The sequence below is a fragment of the Kitasatospora sp. NPDC057965 genome (assembly GCF_042887135.1).
GTDB lineage: Bacteria > Actinomycetota > Actinomycetes > Streptomycetales > Streptomycetaceae > Kitasatospora.
Genome location: NZ_JBHVPZ010000027.1, coordinates 1 through 26,426 on the forward strand (window position 1 = coordinate 1; position 26,426 = coordinate 26,426).

General features: G+C 73.5%; 23 protein-coding genes. 9 read left to right on the forward strand and 14 right to left on the reverse strand.

What is annotated here, in order from left to right; genetic code table 11:
* Positions 1-217: 217 nt before the first annotated feature.
* Positions 218-487, reverse strand: a complete 270-nt coding sequence (locus ACFVVU_RS29220) for a hypothetical protein (protein WP_387793350.1) — start codon at positions 485-487, stop codon at positions 218-220.
* A 102-nt stretch (positions 488-589) separates the two neighbouring features.
* Between ACFVVU_RS29220 and holA the strand changes: the two genes are divergently transcribed.
* The gene (holA, locus tag ACFVVU_RS29225; protein ID WP_380687895.1) at positions 590-1,591 is read left to right on the forward strand and encodes a DNA polymerase III subunit delta; all 1,002 of its coding nucleotides are present in this window, start codon (positions 590-592) and stop codon (positions 1,589-1,591) included.
* 48 nt (positions 1,592-1,639) lie between these two features.
* Here holA and ACFVVU_RS29230 read toward each other — a convergent pair whose 3' ends face one another.
* Complete coding sequence (locus ACFVVU_RS29230; RefSeq protein WP_387793251.1) at positions 1,640-2,314, reverse strand: hypothetical protein; 675 nt, start codon at positions 2,312-2,314, stop codon at positions 1,640-1,642.
* A 364-nt stretch (positions 2,315-2,678) separates the two neighbouring features.
* Between ACFVVU_RS29230 and ACFVVU_RS29235 the strand changes: the two genes are divergently transcribed.
* Positions 2,679-2,831, forward strand: a complete 153-nt coding sequence (locus ACFVVU_RS29235) for a hypothetical protein (protein ID WP_387793253.1) — start codon at positions 2,679-2,681, stop codon at positions 2,829-2,831.
* Between the two features lie 252 nt (positions 2,832-3,083).
* On the opposite strand, the gene rpsT is transcribed toward ACFVVU_RS29235, so the two are convergent.
* A complete protein-coding gene (rpsT, locus tag ACFVVU_RS29240; protein WP_350566336.1) occupies positions 3,084-3,353 on the reverse strand; it encodes a 30S ribosomal protein S20 in 270 nt (89 codons plus the stop codon).
* A gap of 169 nt (positions 3,354-3,522) precedes the next feature.
* Positions 3,523-3,828 (reverse strand): antibiotic biosynthesis monooxygenase family protein, encoded by a 306-nt coding sequence (locus ACFVVU_RS29245; protein ID WP_380687900.1) that lies wholly within the window; start codon positions 3,826-3,828, stop codon positions 3,523-3,525.
* A gap of 237 nt (positions 3,829-4,065) precedes the next feature.
* Here ACFVVU_RS29245 and lepA point away from each other — a divergent pair, with 237 nt between their 5' ends.
* Positions 4,066-5,937: a translation elongation factor 4 gene (gene lepA / locus ACFVVU_RS29250; protein WP_380687902.1), complete on the forward strand. Its 1,872-nt coding sequence runs from the start codon at positions 4,066-4,068 to the stop codon at positions 5,935-5,937.
* A 79-nt stretch (positions 5,938-6,016) separates the two neighbouring features.
* On the opposite strand, the gene ACFVVU_RS29255 is transcribed toward lepA, so the two are convergent.
* From ACFVVU_RS29255 to ACFVVU_RS29270, 4 genes are all read right to left on the reverse strand, one after another.
* Positions 6,017-7,156 carry an NAD(P)/FAD-dependent oxidoreductase gene (locus tag ACFVVU_RS29255; protein WP_387793256.1) on the reverse strand — a complete coding sequence of 380 codons (1,140 nt, stop codon included), beginning with the start codon at positions 7,154-7,156 and terminating at the stop codon, positions 6,017-6,019.
* A gap of 129 nt (positions 7,157-7,285) precedes the next feature.
* Complete coding sequence (gene sigJ / locus ACFVVU_RS29260) at positions 7,286-8,245, reverse strand: RNA polymerase sigma factor SigJ (protein WP_380690032.1); 960 nt, start codon at positions 8,243-8,245, stop codon at positions 7,286-7,288.
* A gap of 112 nt (positions 8,246-8,357) precedes the next feature.
* Positions 8,358-10,256 (reverse strand): ABC transporter ATP-binding protein, encoded by a 1,899-nt coding sequence (locus ACFVVU_RS29265; RefSeq protein ID WP_380715503.1) that lies wholly within the window; start codon positions 10,254-10,256, stop codon positions 8,358-8,360.
* 200 nt (positions 10,257-10,456) lie between these two features.
* Positions 10,457-12,190 (reverse strand): ABC transporter ATP-binding protein, encoded by a 1,734-nt coding sequence (locus ACFVVU_RS29270; protein WP_387793259.1) that lies wholly within the window; start codon positions 12,188-12,190, stop codon positions 10,457-10,459.
* Between the two features lie 321 nt (positions 12,191-12,511).
* On the opposite strand from ACFVVU_RS29270, the gene ACFVVU_RS29275 reads away from it, so the two are divergent.
* Both ACFVVU_RS29275 and hemW read left to right on the forward strand, forming a co-directional pair.
* Positions 12,512-14,434 carry an AMP-dependent synthetase/ligase gene (locus ACFVVU_RS29275; RefSeq protein ID WP_380683676.1) on the forward strand — a complete coding sequence of 641 codons (1,923 nt, stop codon included), beginning with the start codon at positions 12,512-12,514 and terminating at the stop codon, positions 14,432-14,434.
* A 91-nt stretch (positions 14,435-14,525) separates the two neighbouring features.
* Positions 14,526-15,755: a radical SAM family heme chaperone HemW gene (gene hemW, locus ACFVVU_RS29280; RefSeq protein ID WP_387793261.1), complete on the forward strand. Its 1,230-nt coding sequence runs from the start codon at positions 14,526-14,528 to the stop codon at positions 15,753-15,755.
* Here hemW and ACFVVU_RS29285 read toward each other — a convergent pair.
* The 6 genes from ACFVVU_RS29285 to htpX all read right to left on the reverse strand — a co-directional run bounded on the left by ACFVVU_RS29285 (position 15,752) and on the right by htpX (position 19,695).
* Positions 15,752-16,153, reverse strand: coding sequence for a PIN domain nuclease (locus tag ACFVVU_RS29285; protein ID WP_387793263.1), 402 nt, complete (start codon positions 16,151-16,153; stop codon positions 15,752-15,754). The genes hemW and ACFVVU_RS29285 overlap by 4 nt on opposite strands.
* Positions 16,150-16,386, reverse strand: coding sequence for a type II toxin-antitoxin system VapB family antitoxin (locus ACFVVU_RS29290; protein ID WP_387793265.1), 237 nt, complete (start codon positions 16,384-16,386; stop codon positions 16,150-16,152). Before ACFVVU_RS29290 ends, ACFVVU_RS29285 begins: the two co-directional genes overlap by 4 nt.
* Positions 16,387-16,439: 53 nt before the next feature.
* Entirely contained in the window at positions 16,440-17,267 is an 828-nt protein-coding gene (locus tag ACFVVU_RS29295) for a DUF3097 domain-containing protein (RefSeq protein WP_380683680.1), read from the reverse strand.
* A 20-nt stretch (positions 17,268-17,287) separates the two neighbouring features.
* Positions 17,288-18,067, reverse strand: a complete 780-nt coding sequence (locus ACFVVU_RS29300) for a DUF2785 domain-containing protein (protein ID WP_380683681.1) — start codon at positions 18,065-18,067, stop codon at positions 17,288-17,290.
* A gap of 89 nt (positions 18,068-18,156) precedes the next feature.
* Positions 18,157-18,744, reverse strand: a complete 588-nt coding sequence (locus ACFVVU_RS29305; protein ID WP_380683682.1) for a hypothetical protein — start codon at positions 18,742-18,744, stop codon at positions 18,157-18,159.
* 30 nt (positions 18,745-18,774) lie between these two features.
* A complete protein-coding gene (gene htpX, locus ACFVVU_RS29310; RefSeq protein ID WP_380683683.1) occupies positions 18,775-19,695 on the reverse strand; it encodes a zinc metalloprotease HtpX in 921 nt (306 codons plus the stop codon).
* Positions 19,696-19,971: 276 nt separating this feature from the next.
* Here htpX and hrcA point away from each other — a divergent pair, with 276 nt between their 5' ends.
* The 4 genes from hrcA to ACFVVU_RS29330 all read left to right on the forward strand — a co-directional run bounded on the left by hrcA (position 19,972) and on the right by ACFVVU_RS29330 (position 26,385).
* Positions 19,972-21,006 carry a heat-inducible transcriptional repressor HrcA gene (gene hrcA, locus ACFVVU_RS29315; protein WP_380683684.1) on the forward strand — a complete coding sequence of 345 codons (1,035 nt, stop codon included), beginning with the start codon at positions 19,972-19,974 and terminating at the stop codon, positions 21,004-21,006.
* 76 nt (positions 21,007-21,082) lie between these two features.
* Positions 21,083-22,225 (forward strand): molecular chaperone DnaJ, encoded by a 1,143-nt coding sequence (dnaJ, locus tag ACFVVU_RS29320; protein ID WP_387793269.1) that lies wholly within the window; start codon positions 21,083-21,085, stop codon positions 22,223-22,225.
* Positions 22,226-22,306: 81 nt separating this feature from the next.
* Positions 22,307-23,056 (forward strand): 16S rRNA (uracil(1498)-N(3))-methyltransferase, encoded by a 750-nt coding sequence (locus ACFVVU_RS29325; protein WP_380683685.1) that lies wholly within the window; start codon positions 22,307-22,309, stop codon positions 23,054-23,056.
* An 86-nt stretch (positions 23,057-23,142) separates the two neighbouring features.
* Positions 23,143-26,385: a S41 family peptidase gene (locus ACFVVU_RS29330; protein WP_387793271.1), complete on the forward strand. Its 3,243-nt coding sequence runs from the start codon at positions 23,143-23,145 to the stop codon at positions 26,383-26,385.
* The last annotated feature ends 41 nt before the right edge of the window (positions 26,386-26,426 follow it).

A 26,426-nucleotide genomic window follows, 5' to 3' on the forward strand; every position in this document is an offset into this window, starting at 1 on the left:
CGCGCCCCGTTGTCGTCCCGCTGTTGGCCCGCGGGGGGGGCCGGGCCCCCCCCCCCGCGGGGGGGGGGACGGGGCCCGCCCCCCCCCCCCACGCCGCGGACCAACCCGGCAACGAGGCGACCGCAGCGCCGAGTGGAAGCAGGCCGCACGGGCTCCCACCCCCTGGAGCAGGAAGTCGGCCGAGCCGACTTCCTGCTCCAGGAAAGGCCACACCGGGTCAGCCCTCCTCGCGCCAGCCTTCGTAGGAGGCGGCGACGGCGTCGAGGGCGCGGAGGCGGTCGGGGTTCCAGCCGTCCTCCGGAGGTTCCACGACCACCAGCCACTGGGCGTCCTCGGCGTCGTCCTCCCCCGCGAGGGCGTCGCGGACGATTTCGAGCTCGCCGAGGTCGGGGTGGTCCGTGCCGAGCGCCTCGGCGGCCTCCTCGGCGGCGTCGCGGTCGGGCAGGACGAGCAGCTGCCGGGCGTGCGGGTCGAAGCCGTCCGGCAGATCGGTCGCGGCGTCGGAGGTGGGGTCGGCGGTGGGGTCTTCGGTCACCCGCCCATTCTCCAGGGCCGGAGCTGTCCGTCCCCCGTGGGATGCTGGTAGACGATGGCCAGGAAGAGTGCACCCGACGACCTGCTCGCCCCGCTGACCCTCGCGGTCGGCCAGGAGGAGCTGCTGCTGGACCGCGCGGTCGCCCAGGTGGTGGCCGCGGCGAAGGCGGCCGACCCGGACACCGATGTGCGGGACCTCCCCCCGGGCGGCCTGCAGCCGGGCAGCCTGGCCGAGCTGACCACCCCGTCGCTCTTCGCCGAGCGCAAGGTCATCGTGGTCAGGGCCGCCCAGGACCTCTCCGCCGACTCCGTCAAGGAGGTCAAGGCGTACATCGAGGCCCCCGCCGACGAAGTGATCATGGTCCTGGTGCACGCGGGCGGCGCCAAGGGCAAGGGCCTGCTGGACGCGGCCCGGAAGGCCGGCGGGCGCGAGGTGGCCTGCGCCAAGCTCGCCAAGGCGGGCGAGCGGCTGGCCTTCGTCCGCGGCGAGTTCCGCACCCTCGGCCGCTCGGCGACCCCGGAGGCCTGCCAGGCCCTGCTGGACGCGCTCGGCAGCGACCTGCGCGAGCTGGCGGCCGCCGCCAGCCAGCTGACCTCCGACGTCGAGGGCGCCATCGACGAGACCGTGGTGGCCCGCTACTACAGCGGCCGGGCCGAGGCCACCGGCTTCGAGGTGGCGGACCTGGCGGTCACCGGCCGGGCCGCCGAGGCGCTGGAGCGGCTGCGCTGGGCGCTCGCCGTCGGCCAGCCGCCGACCGGCATCACCTACGCGCTGGCCTCCGGCGTGCGCAGCATCGGCCGGCTGGCGAGCACCGGGCGCAACATGCGCCCGGCGGACCTGGCGCGCGAGCTGGGCATGCCGCCGTGGAAGGTCGAGCGGGTCCGTCAGCAGATGCGCGGCTGGACGGGCGACGGCGTGGCCACGGCGCTGACCGCGATCGCGCAGGCGGACGCCGCCGTCAAGGGCGGTTCCGACGACCCGGCCTTCGCGCTGGAGCGGGCCGTGGTCGCCGTGGCCAGGGCCTCCCGAGCCGGTTCCCGGCCGCCGTCGTACTGAGCCCGTGGGCGGCCCGTGGCCAGACCCGCGGACGGAGCGGGCCCGCCGCTACGGCCCGCCGATCGCCTTGAGCATGTCCCGGGTGTCGTCGGTCATGGCCTTGCGCACGATCTCGCGGTCCAGCGTGTGGTTCTTGCCGACCTGGTAGTTGTCCGTCCAGTACAGCGAGTACGTCATCGCGCCGTCGCGGACCTGCAGGTAGTAGTTGATGTCGTGGAAGGTCTTGTCCGAGCTGGTCGGCTCGTCGCCGTACGCGAGGTAGGCCTCCTCGCCGAGGCCGGGCACGTCGGTGATCTCGTACTTCTGCTGCTCGAAGTAGTGCCGCAGGGCGGCGAACTCGGGCACGGAGTCGACCGCCTTGTGCAACTCGGCACGGATGTCGAGGGTGGCGTAGTCGGTGGTCTCGCTGTCGCCGGGCGTGCGCTTCATCAGCGCGTAGCAGCGCATGACGTCCATGGACCCGCTGCGGCCGGCGTGCTCCAGCGGGTAGTTGTCCACCATCTTGTACTTGCCGCGGAACGCTGTGAGCTTGCCCGCCTCGCAGATCTTGTCGACGGCGTGGTAGCCGCGGGCGCTCTTCGCACCGGACTCGCCGTGGACGATGCCGGGTACCGCGACGACCGTGCCGGTCCAGACCGCGGAGGCGAGGATCGCGCCGACGAACGCCCACACCGCGTTGCGCCGCAGGCCCCCGCTCCGCCTGCCGCCCGGGGCGGCAGGCACACCCGGCACACCCGGCGCGCTGGGCAGACCGGGCGGCGGCCCGAAGCCGGGCTGGCCGGTCGGCGCGGGCACCGACGGCTGCGGCTGCTGCGGGTAGCCGACGAAGCCGGGGCCGCTCCGCGGTGACGGCGGCGGTGGCGGTGGTGGCGGAGGTGTCCCCAATGTGTGCCCCCCTCGGGCCCTCGGCGTGGGTGCCGGACACCCGGGACCCTACCGCTCGTCCCGGAGGGCGGGACAGCCATCGTGGCGCTCCTCCCGGCCGGTAGGGTCGGGGCCCTCATCGGCCAGCGGCACCTTCCTGGTCGGTCCCGGCATCCGGCCCGGCACCTACCGCACGGCCGGCCCGGCCGGCGGCGCGGCCCGCATGTGCTACTGGGATCGGGCCCGTTCCGCCGACGGCGACCTCGACTCGATCATCGCCAACGAGAACCTGACCGGCCAGGGCGTCGTCACGATCAAGAAGTCCGACGTCGTCTTCAAGACGCAGGGCTGCCAGAGCTGGACGAAGATCGGCTGAGCACGCCCACCAGCGGGCACGCCCGCCGGCGAGCGCGCCCGCGAACGCGAACTGCCCGGCCGGTGGGGAACCGGCCGGGCAGTACGGGGAAGGGGCGGCGGGGCCGACGCTTCCGGTTGATCTCTGTGCACCGCACCCGCGTGGCGAACGCAGGCCGCGTGCGGTGCGAAGTGTGCTGCGCACCTCGGGTGTCCGGGTAGAGGGCCGGGCCGTCCCGAGGAGGGTGGGACCGTCGAGGCGGCCCCGGGGGCGTCAGGCCTGGGCGGCCGCGTTGACGCGCTTGGTGATGGCCGACTTCTTGTTGGCGGCCTGGTTGGCGTGGATGACGCCCTTGCTCACGGCCTTGTCCAGCGCCTTGGAGGCGGCGCGGGCCAGCTCGGTGGCCTTCTCGGTCTCGCCGGCGGCAGCGGCCTCACGGGCCTTGCGCAGCGCGGTCTTCAGCGAGGACTTGACGGCCTTGTTGCGCAGGCGCGCCTTCTCGTTGGTCTTGTTGCGCTTGATCTGGGACTTGATGTTCGCCACGAAGGAGCCTCAGTCTGTGTCATCGGTTCTGGATGTCCCTCCCGGCCGGAGGCTGGGGGAGGGCTGCACCGCGCGGCCGTCGGACCTGCTGAGAGGGCATGCCGAGGCCAGGTGCAGCGCCCCACGCTACCAGGGGCGCCGGGCCCGGCCAAAACCGGGCGGACCCGGCTCAGGCCCGCAGGACCGGCTCGCCGTAGTGCTCGACCTCGGGGAACGGCCGGTAGAAGTGGTGCAGCAGTTCGCGCCACCGCCGGTACTCGGGGGAGCGGCGGAAGCCCTCGGTGTGGTCGGCGAGCGTCTCCCACTCGACGTGGAGCAGGAACCGGGAGCCGCGTCCCTCGTCCAGGCAGCGGCGCAGCTCCAGGGAGCGGAAGCCGGGCCGGCCGGCGATCAGCGGGCGGGCCTCGGCGAAGGCGGCGAGGAACTCCTCCTCCCGGCCGGGCAGGACGTCGAGCAGGGCGCTTTCCAGGATCATGGTCGGCCATCCTGCCCCGTCCCGCCCCGCTGTGCCGCCGCCCGGGCGCAAGGCACCCGCGGGCCCTTCCGACGGGTGCCGGGAGGCCCGAACCGGACGGCGGCGCGCGACCCGCGCGGGGGAAGTGGGAAGATGGGAGGAACTATCTCGATCGGACGACCGTCCGGTCGCCCGGGAAGCCGGTCAGCGATGATCCGGACACCCCCGGCCCCCGGACCAACGGAGAATCGGACCAAGGTGCCCGCGACCCCCAGCAATGTGCCAGAGCCCAGCCGTACCGACCCGGCGCTGATCCGCAACTTCTGCATCATCGCCCACATCGACCACGGCAAGTCGACGCTCGCCGACCGGATGCTGCAGATCACCGGTGTGGTCGACCCGCGGCAGATGCGCGCCCAGTACCTCGACCGCATGGACATCGAGCGCGAGCGCGGCATCACCATCAAGTCGCAGGCCGTCCGACTCCCCTGGGCGCCGAAGACCGGCCCCGCCGCCGGTTCCACGCACATCCTCAACATGATCGACACCCCGGGCCACGTGGACTTCACGTACGAGGTGTCCCGCTCCCTCGCGGCCTGCGAGGGCACCATCCTGGTGGTCGACGCGGCCCAGGGCATCGAGGCGCAGACCCTCGCCAACCTGTACCTGGCGCTGGAGAACGACCTCACGATCGTCCCGGTGCTGAACAAGATCGACCTGCCGGCCGCCCAGCCGGAGAAGTACGCCGAGGAGATCGCGCACATCATCGGCTGCGACCCGGGCGACGTCCTGAAGGTCAGCGCCAAGACCGGTCTGGGCGTCGAGGACCTGCTGGACCACATCGTCAACACCGTCCCGGCCCCGGTCGGCGTCGCGGACGCCCCGGCCCGCGCGATGATCTTCGACTCGGTGTACGACGCCTACCGCGGCGTGGTCACCTACGTCAGGGTCGTCGACGGTCAGCTGACCAAGCGCGAGCGCATCGCCATGATGTCCACCGGCGCGACCCACGAGCTGCTGGAGATCGGCGTCATCTCGCCGGAGCCGAAGGTCGCCGACGGCCTGGGCGTCGGCGAGGTGGGCTACATCATCACCGGTGTGAAGGACGTCCGGCAGTCCAAGGTCGGTGACACCATCACCTCGCAGCACAAGGGTGCCACCGAGGCCCTGGGCGGCTACAAGGACCCGCGCCCGATGGTGTTCTCCGGCCTCTACCCGCTGGACGGCTCGGACTACCCGCTGCTGCGCGACGCGCTGGACAAGCTGCGGCTGAACGACGCGGCCCTGGTGTACGAGCCGGAGACGTCGGTGGCGCTCGGCTTCGGCTACCGCTGCGGCTTCCTCGGCCTGCTGCACCTGGAGATCATCCGGGAGCGCCTGGAGCGCGAGTTCAACCTCGACCTCATCTCCACCGCCCCGAACGTGGTCTACCGGGTGATCATGGAGGACGGCACCGAGCACACCGTCACCAACCCGAGCGAGTTCCCGACCGGCAAGATCGCCGAGGTCTACGAGCCGGTCGTGCGCGGCACCATCCTGGCGCCGAACGAGTTCGTCGGCGCGATCATGGAGCTCTGCCAGTCCCGCCGCGGCAACCTCCAGGGCATGGACTACCTGTCCGAGGACCGGGTGGAACTGCGCTACACCCTGCCGCTCGCCGAGATCGTCTTCGACTTCTTCGACCAGCTGAAGTCCAAGACCCGCGGCTACGCCTCGCTCGACTACGAGCCCATCGGCGAGCAGACCGCGAGCCTGGTGAAGGTCGACATCCTGCTGCACGGCGACGCGGTGGACGCGTTCTCCGCGATCGTGCACAAGGACAAGGCCTACAGCTACGGCGTGATGATGGCCGGCAAGCTGCAGAAGCTGATCCCCCGCCAGCAGTTCGAGGTGCCGATCCAGGCCGCGATCGGCTCGCGCGTGATCGCCCGCGAGACGGTCCGCGCGATCCGCAAGGACGTGCTCGCCAAGTGCTACGGCGGCGACATCTCCCGCAAGCGGAAGCTGCTGGAGAAGCAGAAGGAAGGCAAGAAGCGGATGAAGATGGTCGGCCGCGTGGAGGTCCCGCAGGAGGCCTTCATCGCCGCGCTCTCCACCGACGCCGAAGCCCCCAAGGGCGAGAAGAAGTAACCACGGCGCCACCGCGAGGGGCCCGGGACGCACACCGCGTCCCGGGCCCCTCGTGCGTTCCTCCCCGGCGACGGGCCGCTCAGCGCAGCGACAGCACCACGCTCTTGAGGATCGCCGCCTTGGCCAGCCGCCCGGCGAGCCCGGTGAGCACGGTGGGCCGCATCGAGTCGTCGCCGTGGATGAACTGGAACAGCCCCTCGCGCCGCCCCAGGCTCAGGCACTGCGCCGTGTACCGGAAGGCGAACGGCTTGTCGGTGCGCCCGGTGAGCACCTTGCCGAGGTACTGGCCCTGCGGCAGGGCGGTGGCGCAGCCCATCCGCAGGGTCCCGGTGCCGGGGACGGTGACCTCGGCGGCGTCGCCGATCACGTACACCTCGGGGTGCGAGACCGACCGCAGGTGGTCGTCGACGACGGCCTGTCCGGCGGGGGTGACGGCGAGGCCGGCCCGGGCGGCGAGCGGGTGCGGTTCCATCGAGGCGGCCCAGACGACCAGGTCGGCGGGGATCCGGCCGGCGGTGGTGGTGAGGCCCTCGGCGTCGACGGCGGTGACGGCGCTCTGCTCGTGGATCCCGACGCCGAGCCCGCGCAGCACCCGGTGGACGTGGTCGTGGCCCTTGGTCGAGAACCAGCCGCCGACCCGGTCGCCGGTGACGATCCGCACGGTCCAGCGGGGGTGGGCCTCGGCGAGTTCGGCGGCCAGCTCGATGCCGGTGGCGCCGCCGCCGACGACCGCGACGGTGCCCGGGCGCTCGGTGCTGCCGGCGCGCTCGGCCGTGCCCGGACGCTCGACGGTGCCCGGGCGCTCGGCACTGCCGGCGCGCTCGGCGGCGCGCAGCCGCTCGGCGACCTCGGCGGCCCGTTCGACGGGGTAGGCGTGCTCCTCGGCGCCGGGCACGCCGTGCCAGGAGGTGCGGCTGCCGAGGGCGTAGACCAGGGTGTCGTAGGCGACGGTGTCGCCGTTGTCCAGGAGCACCTTGCGCCCGCCGAGGTCGAGTTCGGTGGCGCGGGCCCGGACGTGCCGCACGCCCCGCCCGCGCAGCACCTCGGCGACGGCGGGCCGGGTCACGGGGAGGCCGGCGGTGGTCTCGTGCTGGCGGATGCGGTGCAGGATGCGGCTCTCGGGGGCGATCAGGGTCACCCGGCCGCGCTTTCCGGCCCGGGCCGCGGCGGCGAGGCCCGCGTAGCCGGCCCCCAGTATGACGATCTGCTTCTCGTTCATGTCGTCCCGCTCCTTCGTGGCGCCGTCGTCGGCGTCCTGTCGCGGCGTCCCCGGGGTGGCCGGGGAACGCTTCTCCGCGTGTTCGGAAGGGGGACGACGGCGCCCGCGGGACTGTGACGGTGACCCGCGTCACACTCCCGGAGGGGTGGCGGGGGCGTTGAGGTGGGCGAGCTTCTCGGGGTTGACGACGGCGTAGGCCTCGGTGATCCGGCCGTCGGCGACGGCGAAGGCCAGCACGCCGCCGATGACGCCCGGCCGCGCGTACCAGACCAGGCCGGGCTCGCCGTTGACCAGCGCGAACTCCACCACGGCCTCGGCCGTGACCCACTTGTTGACGAGGCCGAGGACCAGCCGGGAGACCTTGGCGGAGCCGAGCACCGGGCGGGCGCCGGCGGTGACGACGCCGCCGCCGTCGGAGTGCCAGACGATGTCGGGGTCGAGGACGGCGAGCAGGCCCGCGATGTCGCCGCGGGCGCTGGCGGCGGCGAACGCCTCGACGGCCTGCCGGTGCTCGGCGGGGTCGGCGTCGGCCCGGCGTCCGCCGGCCTTGATCCGGCGGCGGGCGCGGGAGGCGAGCTGGCGGGTGGCGTCGGGGCTGCGGTCGAGGGAGGCGGCGATCTCGTCGAAGCCGACCGCGAAGACGTCGTGCAGGACGAAGGCGGCGCGTTCGGCGGGGGTGAGCTGTTCGAGGACGGCGAGCAGCGCGAGCGAGACGGACTCGCCGCGTTCGGCGAGGTCGGCGGGGGAGGCCGGGGTGTCCTGGTAGGAGAGGGACGGTTCGGGCAGCCATTCGCCGAAGTAGGACTCGCGGCGGGCCCGGGCGGAGCCGAGCTGGTCGTAGCAGAGGCGGGTGACGACGGTGGTGAGGTAGGCACGGGGGTCGGCGACGGCGGTGCGGTCGGCGGCGCGCCAGCGCAGCCAGGCCTCCTGGAGGACGTCCTCGGCGTCGGTGAAGGAGCCGAGCATCCGGTAGGCGACGGAGCCGAGGTAGCGCCGGTGGGCCTCGAAGACGTCCGGGCCGGTGGCGGCGGCGGGTGTGCCGGTGGCCCCCGGCCGGGCGGCGGCGGTTGTCGACGGTTCGTCACTCACGGCCCCACCGTAGCGCCCGCCGCCGTGGCGGCCGAGGGCGGCGGGCCCGGACGCGCGGGAGCCCGGGGCGGCGGTGGGACCGTCCGCCCCGGGCTCCCCGGTGGCCGCGGCGCTACTCGACCTCGGCGACCGCCTCGGCGAACTGCGCCTTGTAGAGCCGGGCGTAGGCCCCGTCGGTGGCGATCAGCTCGTCGTGGCCGCCCTGTTCGACGATGGAGCCGTTCTCCATCACCAGGATCACGTCGGCGTCCCGGATGGTGGAGAGCCGGTGGGCGATGACGAAGCTGGTGCGCCCGGTGCGCAGCCGGGCCATGGCCCGCTGGATGAGCACCTCGGTGCGGGTGTCGACGGAGCTGGTGGCCTCGTCGAGGACCAGGATCGAGGGCTGGGCGAGGAAGGCCCGGGCGATGGTGATGAGCTGCTTCTCGCCGGTGCTGACGCCGGTGCCCTCGTCGTCGATGACGGTGTCGTAGCCGTCGGGCAGGGTGCGCACGAAGCGGTCGACGTGGGCGGCCCTGGCGGCTTCGACGACCTGCTCGCGGGTGGCCCCGTCGGCGCCGTAGGCGATGTTGTCGGCGATGGTGCCGCCGAACAGCCAGGTGTCCTGGAGGACCATGCCGATGCCGGAGCGCAGTTCCTCGCGGGACATGGCGGCGATGTCGACGCCGTCGAGGGTGATCCGGCCGCCGCTGACCTCGTAGAAGCGCATCAGCAGGTTGACCATGGTGGTCTTGCCGGCGCCGGTGGGGCCGACGATGGCGACGGTCTGGCCGGGTTCGACCTTGAGCGAGAGGTCGTCGATGAGCGGCTTGTCGGGGTCGTAGCGGAAGGCGACGTCCTGGAAGACGACCCGGCCGCGCAGGGCGTCGGGGCGTTCGGGCATGGCCGGTTCGGGGGTCTGCTCGGGGGCGTCGAGGAGTTCGAAGACGCGTTCGGCGGAGGCGACGCCGGACTGCACCAGGTTGGCCATGCTGGCGACCTGGGTGAGCGGCTGGCTGAACTGGCGGGAGTACTGGATGAACGCCTGGACGTCGCCGATGGACAGCGCGCCGCTGGCCACCCGCAGGCCGCCGACGACGGCGATCAGCACGTACTGGAGGTTGCCGATGAGCATCATCGCGGGCTGGATGACGCCGGAGATGAACTGGGCCTTGAAGCTGGAGGCGTAGAGGGCCTCGTTGTGCTCGCGGAAGGTTTCGGCGGACTCCTTCTGCCGGCCGAAGACCTTGACCAGGGTGTGGCCGGTGTACATCTCCTCGATGTGCGCGTTGAGCTGCCCGGTGGACTTCCACTGCTGGACGAACTGGGGCTGGGCGCGCTTGCCGACGCGGGTGGCGACGACGACGGACAGCGGGACGGCGATCAGCGCGATGAGGGCGAGCAGCCAGGAGATCCAGAACATCATGGCGAGCACGCCGACCACGGTGAGCAGCGAGTTGACCACCTGGCCCATGGTCTGCTGCATGGTCTGGCTGATGTTGTCGATGTCGTTGGTGACCCGGCTGAGGACCTCGCCGCGGGGCTGCTTGTCGAAGTAGCTGAGCGGCAGCCGGGCGAGCTTGGCCTCGGTGTCCTGGCGCAGCCGGTAGCCGGTGCGCTGGATGGCGCGGGCGGCGAGGCGGCCCTGGACGACGCCGAAGACGGCGGAGGCGACGTAGATGGCGAGGACCCAGAGCAGGACGGTGCCGATGGCGCCGAAGTCCATGCCCTGGCCGGGGGTGAAGTCGACGGAGGAGAGCAGGTTGGCGAGGTCGCCGTCGCCGCGGGCGCGCAGGCCGTCGATGATCTGCTGCTTGGAGGCGTCGGCGGGGAAGCGGCCGCTGATGACTCCGGCGAAGATCAGGTCGGTGGCGTTGCCGAGGATCTTGGGGCCGACGATGGCGGCGCCGATGCTGAGGACGCCGAGGCCGAGCACGCCGGCGATGAGGGCGCGTTCGGGGCGGAGGAGTTTGAGCAGCCGCTTGCCGGAGCCCTTGAAGTCCATGGACTTCTCGGCGCCCTGGCCGCCCATGAAGCGGCCGGGGCCGGCCGGGCCGCGGCGGGCGGCGGCGGCCTGGGAGTCGCCGGCCTGGGCCGGCCGGCCGCCCGCACCGGGGCCGCCCGGACCACCGGGTCCACCGGGTCCACCGGGACCTCCCGGCCCGCCCGGCCCGCCGGGACGTCCGCCGGGCGGCGCCTTGTCGAAGCCGGGCGCGGACTTGTCGGGGCTGGTCACGCCGCCTCCTGCTCGGTGAGCTGGGAGAGCACGATCTCCCGGTACGTCGGATTGCCGGCCATGAGCTCGCCGTGGGTGCCGCTGCCGACGACGGCGCCCTCGTCCAGGACGATGATCCGGTCGGCGTCGCGGATGGTGGAGACGCGCTGGGCGACGATCACCACGGTGGCGTCGGAGGTCTCGCGGGCGAGCGCCTTGCGCAGCTTGGCGTCGGTGGCGTAGTCGAGCGCGGAGAAGGAGTCGTCGAAGAGGTAGACGTCGGGCCGGCGCACCAGGGTGCGGGCGATGGCCAGGCGCTGGCGCTGGCCGCCGGAGACGTTGCCGCCGCCCTGGGAGATGGGCGCGTCCAGGCCTTCGGGGAGCCGTTCGACGAACTCCTTGGCCTGGGCGATCTCCAGGGCGTGCCAGAGTTCCTCGTCGGTGGCGTCGGGCCGGCCGTAGCGCAGGTTGCTGGCGACGGTGCCGGTGAACAGGTAGGGCTTCTGCGGGACGAGGCCGACGCTGTCGGACAGCGTCCCGGGTTCGAGTTCGCGGACGTCGACGCCGCCGAGCAGGACCTGGCCGGAGGTGGCGTCGAACAGCCGGGGGACGAGTCCGAGCAGGGTGGACTTGCCGCTGCCGGTGGAGCCGATGACGGCGGTGGTCTCGCCGGGGCGGGCGGTGATGCCGATGCCGCGCAGCACGGACGCCTCGGCGCCGGGGTAGCGGAAGTCGACGTCGCGCATTTCGAGGTGGCCGCGGCGCAGCACCTCGGTGACGCCGGCCGCGGGCGGCACCACGCTGGAGGAGGTGTCGAACACCTCCTGGATGCGTTCGGCGCAGACCTCGGCGCGCGGCACCATCATGAACATGAAGGTGGCCATCATGACGCTCATGAGGATCTGCAGCAGGTAGGAGAGGAAGGCGGTCAGGGCGCCGATCTCCATGTCGCCGCTGTTGATCCGGTGGGCGCCGAACCACAGCACGGCGACGCTGGAGACGTTGACGACGAGCATGACGCTCGGGAACAGGTAGGCCATCAGTTTGCCGACCTGCAGCGAGACGCCGGTGAGGCTCTCGTTGGCGCCGGCGAACCGGTTCTGCTCGTGGTCGTCCTTGACGAAGGCGCGGATGACCCGGATGCCGGTGATCTGCTCGCGCAGCACCCGGTTCACGGTGTCGATCCGCTCCTGCATGCTGCGGAAGCGCGGGCGCAGCTGGCGGACGAGGAGGGCGACGACGGCCCCGAGGGCGGGGACGACGGCCAGCAGCAGTCCGGAGAGCGGCACGTCCTGGTTGAGGGCCATGATGATGCCGCCGACGCACATGATCGGTGCGGCGACCATCAGGGTGAACGACATCAGGACCAGCATCTGGACCTGCTGGACGTCGTTGGTGGTGCGGGTGATGAGGGAGGGGGCGCCGAACTGGCCGATCTCGCGGGCGGAGAAGCTCTGGACGCGGTCGAAGACGGCGGCCCGGATGTCGCGGCCCACCGCCATGGCGGTGCGCGCGCCGTAGTAGACGGCGCTGATCGAGCAGAGGGTCTGGAGGAGGGTGACGCCGATCATCACGGCGCCCACGCGCAGGATGTAGCCGGTGTCCCCCTTGATCACTCCGCTGTCGATGATGTCGGCGTTGAGTGTGGGCAGGTAGAGCAGCCCGAGGGTGGAGACCAGCTGGAGGAGCACCAGCAGGATGATCGGTCGGGTGTAGGGGCGCAGGTACGCCCTGAGCAGTCTGATCAGCACTGGCTCACTCTTGTCGTCGGCGGCGGCTTTGGCATCCCAATTCTCGTTGCTCGGGAGGCCGGTACATGAGATTCCGGGCAAGCGAGCCGGATCTTTGTCCAGCCCTTTGCCGAACGTTCCGCGGAGCGCGGTTGTGCCGGGCACCGGCGGTCCGACAGGGTGCCAGGTCGGTCCGCCCCCTTACGGAATGACCGGTTTCCCCCTAGGCTGCTGGCAGCCCTCTTGTTACTCATCGGTACCAGTCCCGGTTGCCAGGGGGCCGGCGGCCGCCCCTACGGACGCCACCTCTTCCAGACGGCCACCCTCCCCCGGAGGTCCTCGTTGAGTTCCGCGCAGTCCCTGATCGACTCCGGCCGTCCCGACATCGTCGCCGGGCGTCCCGCCTCCGTCGCCCACCTGTTCCGGGAACGGGTCGCGCTGACCCCCGGCGGTGAGGCCTACCGCTACCCCGTCCCGGTGGACGAGCACGCGGCGGACAGCACCCCCGGCGCCGAGCAGTGGCGGTCGCTGACCTGGGCGCAGACCGCGGCCCGGGTGCACGCGGTGGCGGCCGGGCTGCTGTCGCTGGGCATCGAGGCCGAGGACCGGGTGGCGCTGGCCTCCTCCACCCGCCTGGAGTGGATCCTCGCCGACCTCGGCAACATGTGCGCGGGCGCGGCCACCACGGCCGTCTACCCGAGCACCAACGCCGACGAGACCGCGTTCATCCTCTCCGACTCCGGCTCCCGGGCCCTGTTCGCCGAGAACACCGCGCAGCTGGACAAGGTGGTCGCCGAACTGGACCGGCTGCCCGGGCTGGAGACGGTGATCCTGTTCGACGCGCCGGACGGGCCCCCGCCGGCCGGCCGGCTGCGCGTGATCACCCTCGCCGAGCTGGAGCGGCTCGGCGCCGAGCACCTGGCCGGGCACCCGGACGCCGTCGAGAAGGCGGTCACCGCCCTCGACAAGGAGCAGCTGGCCACCCTCATCTACACCTCCGGCACCACCGGCCGCCCCAAGGGCGTGCGCCTGGTGCACGACTGCTGGGCCTACGAGGGCCGGGCGCAGGAGGCGAGCGGACTGCTGGCCGCCGACGACGTGCAGTTCATGTGGCTGCCGCTGTCGCACGTGTTCGGCAAGACGCTGATCTCGGGGCAGATCGCGACCGGGCACGTGATGGCGGTGGACGGCCGGGTGGACCGGATCATCCACAACCTGCCGGTGATCCGGCCGACCATCATGGCCTCGGCGCCGCGGATCTTCGAGAAGGTCTACAACGGCATCGCGGGCAAGGCCCGGGCGCAGGGCGGCGCCAAGTACAAGATCTTCCTGTGGGCGGCGCGCACCGCCCGCGAGTACGCCCGCGCGGTCCAGGACAGCCGGGTGGCGACCGGCGTGGGCACCGCCCCGGCGGCGCTGCGGATGAAGCACGCCCTCGCCGACAGGCTGGTGTACGCCAAGATCCGGGCCGCGTTCGGCGGGCGGCTGCGTGGGGCGGTGTCCGGCAGCGCCGCGCTGGCCCCGGAGATCGGCTACTTCTTCGTCGGCGCCGGAGTGCCGATCCTGGAGGGCTACGGCCTGTCCGAGACCAGCGCCGGCTCCAGCGTCAACCGGGCCGAGGACATCCGGGTGGGCACGGTGGGCCGTCCGCTGCCGGGCACCGAGGTGCGGATCGCCGAGGACGGCGAGATCCTGCTGCGCGGCCCCGGTGTCATGCGCGGCTACCACAACCTGCCGGAGAAGACCGCCGAGGTGCTGGAGGCGGACGGCTGGTTCCACACCGAGGACATCGGCGAGCTGTCCCCGGACGGCTTCCTGCGGATCACCGACCGCAAGAAGGACCTGTTCAAGACCTCCGGCGGCAAGTACGTGGCGCCGAGCGAGGTGGAGGGCAAGTTCAAGGCGGTCTGCCCGTTCGTCAGCAACGTCCTGGTGATCGGCAACGGCCGCAACTTCTGCACCGCGCTGATCGGCCTGGACGAGGCGGTGATCATGCCGTGGGCCGCCGAGCACGGCCTGGCGGGCGCGTCCTACGCCGAGGTGGTCGCCGACCCGCGGACCCACGAGCTGATCGAGGGCTTCGTGCGGCGGCTCAACGGGCAGCTCCAGCGCTGGCAGACGATCAAGAGGTTCCACCTGCTGCCGCGCGACCTGGACGTCGAGCACGGCGAGCTCACCCCGAGCCTGAAGATCAAGCGCCCGGTGGTGGAGCGGACCTACGCCGAGGCGGTCACCGCGATGTACACGGGCGCCAACGAGGCCTGAGCCGCCCGCCGGGCCCGCCCTCGCTCCCGTCCGTCCCGCCCGTCCCGTACGGCCCGTGGGGATCACCCCGGCCGTACGGGACAATGGGGTCATGCCCTCCGCACTCCCCGACGGCGAACCGGTGCCGTCCGACGGTTCCCTGCCCGCGCACGCCCTCGACGGGCTGGGCTCGCGGCCGTTCGGCTTCTACCTGCACGTGCCCTACTGCGCGAGCCGCTGCGGCTACTGCGACTTCAACACCTACACCGCCACCGAGCTGCGCTCCTCGGGCACCGTCGCCTCCCAGGAGACGTACGCGGACAACGTGGTCGCCGAGGTCCGGCTCGCCCGGCGGGTCCTCGGCGCGGACGCCCCGCCGGTGCGCACCGTCTTCCTGGGCGGCGGCACCCCGACCCTGCTGCCGGCCCGCGACCTGGTGCGGATGCTCGCCGCGATCCGCGACGAGTTCGGGCTCGCCGAGGGCGCCGAGGTCACCACCGAGGCCAACCCGGAGTCGGTGGACCCGGCGTACCTGGCGGAACTGCGCGAAGGCGGCTACAACCGGATCTCCTTCGGCATGCAGTCCGCGCGCCCGCACGTGCTCAGGCTGCTCGACCGCCACCACACCCCCGGCCGTCCCGAGGCCTGCGTCGCCGAGGCCCGCGCGGCCGGCTTCGAGCACGTCAACCTCGACCTCATCTACGGCACCCCCGGCGAGTCCGACGACGACTGGCGGGCCTCCCTGGACGCCGCGATCGGCGCCGGGCCCGACCACGTCTCCGCCTACTCGCTGATCGTCGAGGAGGGCACCCGACTGGCCGCCCGGGTCGGCCGCGGCGAACTGCCGATGATCGACGACGACGTGCACGCCGACCGCTACCTGATCGCCGAGGAGGCGCTGAGCGCCGCCGGCTACTCCTGGTACGAGGTCTCCAACTGGTCCACCACCCCCGAGGGCCGCTGCCGCCACAACGAGCTGTACTGGACCGGCGGCGACTGGTGGGGCGCCGGCCCCGGCGCGCACAGCCACGTCGGCGGCGTCCGCTGGTGGAACGCCAAGCACCCGGCCGCCTACGCCCGGGCCCTCGCCGAGCAGCGCACCCCCGCCCAGGGCCGCGAGCGCCTCACCGCCGAGGACCGCCGCGTCGAGCGGATCCTGCTCGAACTGCGCCTGGCCGAGGGCATCCCCCTGGACCTGCTCACCGCCACCGGCCGTGCGGCCGCCGCCCGCGCCCTCGCCGACGGCCTGCTCGCCCCCGCCCCCTACGAGCAGGGCCGCGCCGCCCTCACCCTCCCCGGCCGCCTGCTGGCCGACGCGGTGGTGCGTGACCTGGTGGACTAGTCGATCCGCCGGACGGGCTGCCCGGTCAGCCGGGCCATGGTCTCGAAGTCGGCGTCCTGGTGCAGGACCGTCAGCTTGTGCTGGGCGGCGGTGACGGCGACCAGCAGGTCCACCGGACTCGCGCACTGGTGGGCGCCGGACTGGGCGAGGCGCTCCTGCAACTCGGCGGCGTCCTCCCAGGCGCTGTCGCGCAGGTGCTGGGACGGGAAGAGTTCCCGGAGCAGGCCGGTCGCCTCGAAGTAGGCGGCCCGGCCGCCTACCGCGCGCAGGAACTCCTGGCGGACCGGCTCGCAGAGCAGCACCAGCCCCGCCGTCACGGCCTCCTCCCAGGCCGCGCCGGTCTGGCCGCGCATCAGCCGGACCAGCGCACTGGTGTCGATCAGGAAGTCCTCGGTCATGCGGCCGGCCTTCCGGACGTGCCCGAGGCGCCGTCGGGGTAGCCGATGACCGAGAAGTCGATCTCGCCTTCGGCGACCATCCCGCGCATCCGGGCCAGTGCCGCGGCCCGGCGCCGGCGGTCCGCTATCTCCCGCAGGGCGGCGTTGACGGTGTCCTTCTTGGTGGTGGTGCCGAGGTAGCGGGCGGCGTCGGCCAGCGCCTCGTCGTCCAGGTCGATCACGGTGCGGGACATGGCGACCTCCTACGGCGTATATCCGATTGCCGAAAAGGATATACGGCCGAGTGTCACTCGGGGAGGGTGACGAAGTCGATCAGCTCCTCGACGCGGCCCAGTAGCTCGGGCTCCAGGTCCTTGTAGGAGTTCACCTTCGCGAGGATGCGCTTCCAGGCGGCGGGGGTGTCCTCGGGCCAGCGCAGGCGGCGGCAGGTGCCGAGTTTGAAGTCCTCGCCGCGGGGGACGGCGGGCCAGGCGGGGATGCCGACGGAGGAGGGCTTCACGGCCTGCCAGACGTCGATGTAGGGGTGGCCGACGACCAGCACGTGCGGGCCGGTGACCCGGGCGGCGATGCGGTGCTCCTTGGTGCCGGGGAGCAGGTGGTCGACCAGGACGCCCAGGCGCCGGCCCGGGCCGGGGGCGAAGTCGGCGACGATCGCGGGCAGGTCGTCGACGCCCTCCAGGTACTCGACGACCACGCCCTCGATCCGCAGGTCGTCGCCCCAGACCCGCTCCACCAGCTCGGCGTCGTGCCGGCCCTCGACGTAGATCCGCGACTCGCGGGCCACCCGGGCGCGGGCGCCGGGGACGGCGACGGAGCCGGAGGCGGTGCGGCCGGGGGCGTGGGAGGGGGCCGGGGCCGAGGGCCTGACCAGGGTGACCGTCCGGCCCTCCAGCAGGAAGCCGCGCGGGACCATCGGGAAGACCCGGTGCTTGCCGAACCGGTCCTCCAGGGTGACGGTGAACCCCTCGGCGGTCTTCTCGCAGCGCACCACCGCCCCGCAGAACCCGCTCGCCGCCTCCTCCACCACCAGGTCCCGCTCGGCGGGCACCTCCGGCGCGGGGGCCTGCTTCTTCCACGGCGGGGTCAGGTCGGGTCCGTACTGGCGGCTGCGCATTCCACGGAGTCTACGAGGCGTCAGCCGGTGAACGGCGAGTTCACCACCAGGATCCCGGCGATCCGCTCGCGCAGCGCGGCCGAGTGCGGCAGCGGCACCGGATCGGCGCCGCGCTCCATGCGCACACCCCGGTCGGCGAGCACGTGCAGCATCCGCAGGGTGCGCAGGGTGTTGGAGACGACCGCGGGCACGCCGCCGGAGGTCGCGGAGGGGCGGCGCGGCGGCTGGGCGGCGATCGGGTCGAGCCAGCCGAGGGCCTGGCGCTCGGTCAGGTCGGGGCGGGCGAGGATCTGGGCGAGGGCGAGGCCGAGCCGGTCGTCCTCCATGGCGTCCAGCACGTGGTCGGTGGGGGCGAGCAGCCGGGCGGCTGCCAGCTCCAGCAGCGGCGTCGGGTCGGCGAGCAGCCGGCCGCGGCCCAGGGCGGCCAGGTAGTCGGCGCCGTGCGCGACGGCGTGCAGCCAGCCGAGCTCCGGGTCCCAGCCGCGCAGATCGGTCTCGGCGACGTACCAGTGGGCGAAGGCGTCCTGCCAGGCCGGGCGGTGGGCGCCGAGGTCGGCGAGCTCGGCGAGCACCAGCGGGGCGAAGGTGCGGGCCTGGATCTCGGGGTCGGACAGCCGCTCGGCCATCTCGTCGCCGAGGGCCAGGCGCTGCTCCGGGGTGAGCAGGGGTGCCCAGCGGCACAGCTGCTCGTAGGCGAGGGTGTCGCGCACGTGCGGGTCGGCGGAGCGCAGGGCGGCGCTCACGGCGGCGAGGGTGTCGGGGGTCGGGGCGGCGGTTTCGAGCGCACTCCAGTCGATCATGGTCGGACCCTAGGCGAGCGGGGGAGCGGTGGCCACCGGATTTCCGGCCCGCGCGCCGGGCCCGCGCGTCGGCGTCCGCGCCCCCGCGCTCACAGTCCCGGCGCGCCCCAGACCGGGAACCAGCGGGTGAGGTCCTTCTCCAGCCGCAGGTCGTTGCCGAGCATCGCGTTGACCTCCAGCTCCAGCGGGCTGTCCCGCTTCTCCCCGCGGCCGGGCAGCGGCGCGAAGGGGTAGAAGGTACCGCGCTTGTACAGGTAGACCAGGGCCAGCGGCCGGCGCCCCGCGGCGTCGCGGAAGCCGACCAGCGAGCAGAGCAGCTGCGGCCCGAAGCCGTTCGCCTCCAGCTCGCTGTTGACCGCGTGCAGGTCGTTGACCAGGTCGGGCAGCTCTTCGGCGGTGTGCCGGGCGAGCAGCCAGGAGTAGCCGTAGTCGTCCTTGGACGCCTCGACGGGGACGCCGCCGCGCTCGGTGTCGGCGTCCAGCAGCGCCCGGACCTGGCGTTCGACCTCGTCGAAGGCCCCGCCCTCGACCGAGGCGAAGCAGACCGAGCCGAGCCCGGTGGGCCGGAAGCCCGCCGCGGCCTCCAGGGTCAGCGCGGCGGACGGCACCCCGAACAGCTGGTCGAGGTCGGGTTTGACGGGCTTGGTGCGGCCGAACAGCGCGTCCAGGATTCCCACGGCGGTCCTTCCGGGGGGAGGGTCAACGGGTCAGCGGCCGAGCTGTGCGGAGATCTTCGCGAGCTGGGCCAGCCGCTGCTCCAGCGTCGGGTGGGTGGAGAACAGCTGGGTGGCGGCCTCGCGGGCGCTCAGCGCGGGGGCGAAGTAGAAGGCGTTGTAGGCCTGCGCCTGGCGCAGGTCCTTGGTCGGGATGGCGGCGATCTGGCCGGTCACCTTGGTGAGCGCCGAGGCCAGCGCGCTGGGCCGCCCGGTGAGCTGGGCGGCGGCCCGGTCGGCGGCCAGCTCCCGGTAGCGGGAGAGCATCCGGGTCAGCAGGAAGCTGATCGCGTAGACGGCGATCGACACCAGCGGGACGACCAGCGCGACGATCGCGGCGTTGGGGTCGTTGCTGTTGCGCCCGCCGCCCATGAAGCCGCCGTACATGGCGATCCTGGTCATCGCGCCGGCCAGGACGCCGAGGAAGCCGGCCACCGTCATCACGGCGACGTCCCGGTGGGCGACGTGCGACAGCTCGTGGGCGAGCACGCCCTCCAGTTCCTCCGGCTCCAGCCGGCGCAGCAGGCCGGTGGTGACGCAGACCACCGCGTTCTGCGGGTTGCGGCCGGTGGCGAAGGCGTTCGGCATGTCGTTGCGGGCGACGGCGACCCGCGGTTTGGGCATGTCGGCGAGCGCGCAGAGCCGGTCGACGGCGCCGTGCAGCTGCGGGTACTGCTCCGGGGTGACCGGATGGGCGCCCATGGCCCGTTCGGTGATCTTGTCGCTGAACCAGAACTGGGCGACGAACAGGCCGCCGGAGATCAGGACGATGATCGGCCAGGCACCGCGCAGCAGGGCGATGAGCAGCCCGGTGAAGCCGACGTACAGCAGTCCGATCAGGAACATCGTCCCCACCATCCGGCCGGTCAGGCCGCGGTCGGGGGCGAAACGGGTGTGCTGGCCCGAGGTCGACATCGCTGTTCCTCCGTTCGCCGTCCGCTTTCGATGCTGCCACCCGGGCGGGCCCGCGGCATCATCCGCGCGCCGCGGACTGCGGGCAGGATCACTCCGGCCGGGCCGTTCCTGCCGTCGGACCCGGGCCTTACACTGGCAGGTACGGATCTGGCACTCGGGTGTTCAGAGTGCCAAGGCCGGGGCCCCGCGGGGCCGGACCGGACAGCTCGAAATGCGGACACATGCCACAACGGCGTGTCACAACGGACAACGCGTGAAGACGGAGGTGCGTGCCCCATGGCCGGTGAGGTCCGCCAGCTCGACGACCGCAAGCTCGCGGTGCTTCGCGCGATCGTCCAGGACTACGTGGGGACGGAGGAGCCGGTCGGCTCCAAGGCCCTGGTGGACCGGCACAACCTCGGGGTCTCCCCGGCCACCGTCCGCAACGACATGGCGGCGCTGGAGGAGGAGGGGTACATCCACCAGCCGCACACCAGCGCCGGGCGGATCCCCACCGACAAGGGCTACCGGCTTTTCGTCGACAAGCTGGCCGAGGTCAAGCCGATGAGCGCGCCCGAGCGGCGGGCGATCCGGCACTTCCTGGACGGCGCGGTGGACCTCGACGACGTGGTCGCCCGCACGGTGCGGCTGCTGGCCCAGCTGACCCGCCAGGTCGCGGTGGTGCAGTACCCCTCGCTGAGCCGCTCCACGGTGCGGCACATCGAGCTGGTCGCGCTGGCCCCGGCCAAGGTGATGCTGGTGCTGATCACCAACACCGGCCGGGTCGAGCAGCGGCTGGTGGACTGCCCGGGCACGGTCGGCGAGACGCTGCTGGCGGATCTGCGGGCCCGGGTCAACGCGGGGGCCGCCGGCCAGCGCCTCCCGGACGTCCCCGGGCTGCTGGAAGGGCTGCCGGCGCTGTTCGAGGCGGCCGACCGGCCGACCGTGACGACCGTGCTGGCCACGCTCTTCGAGACGCTCGCCGAGCAGAGCGAGGAGCGGATCATGCTGGCCGGCACGGCCAACCTGACCCGTTTCGGCCATGACTTCCCGCTCACCATCCAGCCGGTGCTGGAGGCGCTGGAGGAGCAGGTCGTCCTGCTCCGCCTCCTGGGTGAGACCGCGGACGCCGGGATGACGGTCCGGATCGGCCGCGAGATCGCCTACGAGGGGCTGAATTCCACGTCGGTCGTCTCGGTCGGTTACGGTTCGGGCGACGAAAGCGTGGCCAAACTGGGTGTGATCGGTCCGACTCGGATGGACTATCCGGGCACAATGGGGGCGGTGCGAGCGGTGGCACGGTACGTGGGCCAGATCCTGGCCGAGTCGTAGGAACGGGCGCGCGTCATCCACATGACGCGTCCCGCAGTCGCAAGCACTCTTACAGGCGGAACAAGCGGAGCATTTGGTGGCCACGGACTACTACGCGGTACTCGGCGTCCGACGGGATGCGGGGCAGGACGAGATCAAGAAGGCGTTCCGGCGCCTGGCGCGCGAACTGCACCCGGACGTCAACCCGGACCCGAAGACGCAGGAGCGGTTCAAGGAGATCAACGCCGCCTACGAGGTGCTCTCCGACCCGCAGAAGCGCCAGGTCTACGACCTCGGCGGCGACCCGCTCTCGCCCAACGGCGGCGGCGGGGCGGGCGGCTTCGGCGCGGGGGCGGCCGGCTTCGGCTTCTCCGACATCATGGACGCCTTCTTCGGCGCCGCCTCCGGCCAGCGCGGCCCGCGCTCGCGCACCCGGCGCGGCCAGGACGCCATGATCCGCCTGGAGATCACCCTGGAGGAGGCCGCCTTCGGCACCACCAAGGAACTCCAGGTCGACACCGCCGTCACCTGTACCACCTGCAGCGGCGAGGGCGCGGCCCCCGGCACCTCCGCGCAGACCTGTGACATGTGCCGCGGCAAGGGCGAGGTCTCCCAGGTCACCCGGTCCTTCCTGGGCCAGGTCATGACCTCCCGGCCCTGCCCGCAGTGCCAGGGCTTCGGCACCGTCGTGCCGACCCCGTGCCCGGAGTGCGCCGGCGACGGCCGGGTCCGCGCCCGCCGCACCCTGACCGTCAAGATCCCCGCCGGTGTCGACAACGGCACCCGGATCCAGCTGGCCGGCGAGGGCGAGGTCGGCCCCGGCGGCGGCCCGGCCGGCGACCTGTACGTCGAGATCGCCGAGACCACCCACGCGGTGTTCCAGCGGCGCGGCGACGACCTGCACTGCACCGTCACCATCCCGATGACGGCGGCCGCGCTCGGCACCCAGGTGCCGCTGCAGACGCTGGACGGGGTGGAGGAGGTCGACATCCGGCCCGGCACCCAGTCCGGCCAGTCCATCCCGCTGCACGGCCGGGGCATCACCCACCTGCGGGGCGGCGGCCGGGGCGACCTGATAGTGCACGTCGAGGTGCAGACGCCCACCAAGCTCGACGCCGAGCAGGAGGACCTGCTGCGCCGTCTGGCGGTGCTGCGCGGCGAGGAGCGGCCGTCCGGCCAGTTCGCGCCCGGGCAGCAGGGGCTGTTCTCCCGGCTGAAGGACGCCTTCAACGGCCGGTAGCCGTCCCGCGCGGGGGTGCCGAGGCTTCCTCGGCACCCCTTTGGCGTCCCCGTTCCCGTTCCCACCCCGGAGGTTCCCCGCATGACCGCGCCCGTGTTCGTCGTCGACACCGAGCGGATCGCCGCCGCCGCGCCCGGCGCGCCGGTGCGGCTGGACGGGCCGGAGGGCCGGCACGCGGCCGCCGTGAAGCGGCTGGAGCCGGGCGAGGCGGTCACCCTGGCGGACGGCCTGGGCCTGGGCGTGGACGGCACCGTCGCGGCGGTGCACGGCAAGGACGCGGTCGACGTGACGGTGACGGCCGTGCGCCGCGAGCCGGAGCCGGCGCCGCGGATCGTGGTCGTCCAGGCGCTGCCCAAGGGCGACCGGGGCGAGCTGGCCGTGGAGACCATGACCGAGGTCGGCGTGGACGTGGTGATCCCCTGGGCGGCCTCGCGCTGCATCACCCAGTGGAAGGGCGAGCGCGGCGCCAAGGCGCTCGCCAAGTGGCGGGCCACCGCGCGGGAGGCCGGCAAGCAGTCGCGCCGGTTGCGCTTCCCCGAGGTCCGCGAGCTGATGACCACCCGGCAGCTGGCCCCGGTGCTGGCCGGCGCCGCCTTCGCGGCCGTGCTGCACGAGGAGGGCGCCGAGCCGCTGGCCGGGGCCGCGCTGCCGGACGGCGGGGACCTGGTGCTGGTGGTCGGCCCGGAGGGCGGGGTCTCCCCGGAGGAGCTGGCGGCCTTCGCCGAGCACGGCGCGAGGCCGTACCGGCTCGGCCCCTCGGTGCTGCGCACCTCCACCGCGGGGGTGGCGGCCGGCGCGCTGCTGCTGGGCCGCACCGGCCGCTGGTCCTAGCCGGTCCCGGGGGAGCGTCCCCCGTGGGGGTTCGCGGTCGGTAAAGTCCGGGCGGGCGACGCGGCCGGGTGCCTAGGGTGACGGGTGTGAGCGAACCCGAGAGCACTCCCGTGGGCGCCTATCTGCGCCATCCGCACCTGCACGGCGACCTGATCACCTTCGTGGCCGAGAACGACGTGTGGCTCGCCCCGCTGGACGGCGGCCGGGCCTGGCGGCTGACGGCCGATCACGTCCCGGTCCGCCGCCCCCGGTTCTCCCCGGACGGCCGGTACGTCGCCTTCACCTCGACCCGGGACGGCGCCCCCGAGGTGCACCTCGCGCCCGTGGACGGCGGCCCGTCCCGCCGGCTCACCCACTGGGGCGACCCGCAGACCCAGCTGCGCGGCTGGACGGCGGACGGCCGGCCGATCGCCACCACCGCCGCCGGGCAGGCCTCGCTGCGCCGCACCTGGGCGCACGCCGTGCCGCTGGACGGCGGCGAGCCGGTGCGGCTGCCGTACGGCCCGGTCGGCGGGCTGGCCTTCGAGCCGGGTGGTGACCGGACGCTGCTGGTCTCGGCGTTCGGCGTGGAGCCGGCCTGGTGGAAGCGGTACCGGGGCGGGCGGGCCGGCAAGCTGTGGATCGGCACCGAGCGCTTCGAGCGGGTCCACGAGGAGCTGGACGGCAACATCGAGTCGCCGCTGTGGGTCGGGGAGCGCATCGCGTTCCTCTCCGACCACGAGGGCGTCGGCGCGCCGTACTCCAGCCTCCCGGACGGCTCCGACCTGCGCCGCCACGGCAGCTCCCCGGAGGACTTCTACGCCCGCGACGCCGCCACCGACGGCGCCCGGGTGGTCTGGCACGCCGCCGGCGAGCTGTGGCTGCTGGACGACCTGGCGGGTGCCGAGCCGCGCCGCCTCGACGTCCGGCCGGCCGGACCGCGCGCCGGCCGCCGCCCCCGCCTGGTGTCCGCCGCGTACTGGCTGGAGGGCGCCGCCCCGGACCGCACCGGCCGGGCGGGCGCGGTGGTGGTGCGCGGCACCGTGCACTGGCTGGCCCACCGGGAGGGTCCGGCCCGGGTGCTGGACGAGACGCCGGGCGTGCGCGGGCGGCTGGCCCGGGTGGTGCCGGGCGCGGCGGGCGAGGACGCCGGGCAGGGCGTGGTCTGGGTGACCGACGCCGGGGGCGAGGACGCGATCGAGTACGCGCCCGAGGTGCTCGGCGCCGAGCGCCGCCGGCTGGCCGCCGGGGAGCTGGGGCGGGTCCGCGCGCTGGTGGTCTCGCCGGACGGCAAGCAGCTGGCGGTCGGCGCGCACGACGGCCGGGTGCTGCTGGTCTCGCTGGCCGACGGCTCCGTGCACGAGCTGGCGCACAGCACCGACGGCGAGGTCGGCGGGCTGGCGTTCAGCCCGGACTCGGCCTGGCTGGCCTGGTCGCAGCCGACCCTCGGGCCGTGGTCGCTGCGTCAGATCGTGCTGGCCAACCTGGCCACCCGGACGGTCTCCGAGGCGACCCCGCAGCGGTTCGTCGACTACTCGCCGGCCTTCACCGCGGACGGCCGGCACCTGGCCTTCCTGTCGGTGCGCAACTTCGACCCGGTGTACGACTCGCACGTCTTCGACCTGTCGTTCCCCAACGGCTGCCGTCCGTACCTGATCACGCTGGCCGCCGACACGCCGTCCCCGTTCGGGCCGAGCCGGGCCGGGCGGACCGTCGGCGGCGAGGACGACGAGCCCAGGGGCAAGCGGGCGGACGGCGAGGAGGGCGGGGCCGACGCGCCGCCGGTGACCCGGGTCGACCTGGACGGCATCGCCGACCGGATCGTGCCGTTCCCGGTCGAGGGCGGCCGGTTCGGCACTCTGCGGGCCGCCAAGGACGGGGTGCTGTGGACCCGCGTCCCGCTGGTCGGCGAGCTGGGCGACGAGGCCGCCTCGCTGGACGACGAGCGCCCGCGGCCCACCCTGGAGCGCTTCGACTTCCGCAAGCGCCGGGCCGAGCAGCTGGTGGACGGGCTGGACGCGTTCGCGGTGAGCGGCGACGGCACCCGGCTGGCGGTGCTGGACGAGGGCGAGCTGCGGATCCTGCCGGCCGGCCACAAGGCGTCCGGGGAGGACGAGGAGATCGACGTCGACCTGGACCGGCTGCGGGTGACCGTCGACCCGGCGGCCGAGTGGCGGCAGATGTACGACGAGAACGGCCGCCTGATGCGGGACAACTTCTGGCGCCCGGACCTCTCCGGGGTCGACTGGGCGGGGGTGCTGGACCGCTACCGCCCGCTGGTGGAACGGCTCGGTTCGCACGACGACCTGGTGGACCTGCTCTGGGAGGTGCACGGCGAGCTGGGCACCTCGCACGCGTACGTGGTGCCGCCCGGCCGGCACACCGAGGCGGCCCGCCGGCAGGGTCTGCTCGGCGCCGACCTGGTCCGCGACGGCGAGGTGTGGCGGATCGCCCGGATCCTGCCCGGCGAGTCCTCGGACCCGCGGGCGCACTCTCCGCTGGCCGCCCCGGGCGCGGCGATCCGCCCGGGGGACGCCGTACTGGCGGTCAACGGCCGCCCGGTGGACCCGGTGACCGGCCCGGCGCCGCTGCTGGCGGGCACCGCCGGGCAGCCGGTGGAGCTGACCGTGGCCGGCAAGGACGGCACCGACCGGCGCCACCCGGTGGTCGTCCCGCTGGCCGACGACGAGGCGCTGCGCTACCACGACTGGGTGGCCGGCCGGCGGGCCACCGTGCGCGAGCTGTCCGAGGGCCGGCTCGGCTACCTGCACATCCCGGACATGCAGACCACCGGCTGGGCCCAGATCCACCGCGACCTGCGCTCGGAGATGGCCCGGGAGGGCGTGATCGTCGACATCCGGGGCAACCGGGGCGGTCACACCTCGCAGCTGGTGATCGAGAAGCTGTCCCGGCGGGTCATCGGCTGGGGCGTCGCCCGGGACGTCGCCAATCCGTCGCCGTACCCCGAGGACGCGCCGCGCGGGCCGGTCGTCGCGCTGGCCGACGAGTACTCCGGTTCGGACGGCGACATCGTCAACGCCGCCATCCAGGCGCTCGGCATCGGCCCGGTGGTCGGCACCCGCACCTGGGGCGGGGTGATCGGCATCGACAGCCGCTACTCGCTGGTGGACGGCACCCTGGTGACCCAGCCGAAGTACGCGTTCTGGTCGGAGCGGGTCGGCTGGGGCCTGGAGAACCACGGCGTGGACCCGGACGTCGAGGTGCCGTTCCCGCCGCACGCGTGGGCCGCGGGGGAGGACCCGCAGCTCGCCGAGGGCGTGCGGCTGGCCCTGGCGGCGCTCGCCGAGCGGCCGGCGAAGACCCCGCCGCCGCTGCCCGGGCAGCGCTAGACCGGTGGGGGGCGGGGGGGGCGGCCCGCCGGGGGCCGAGC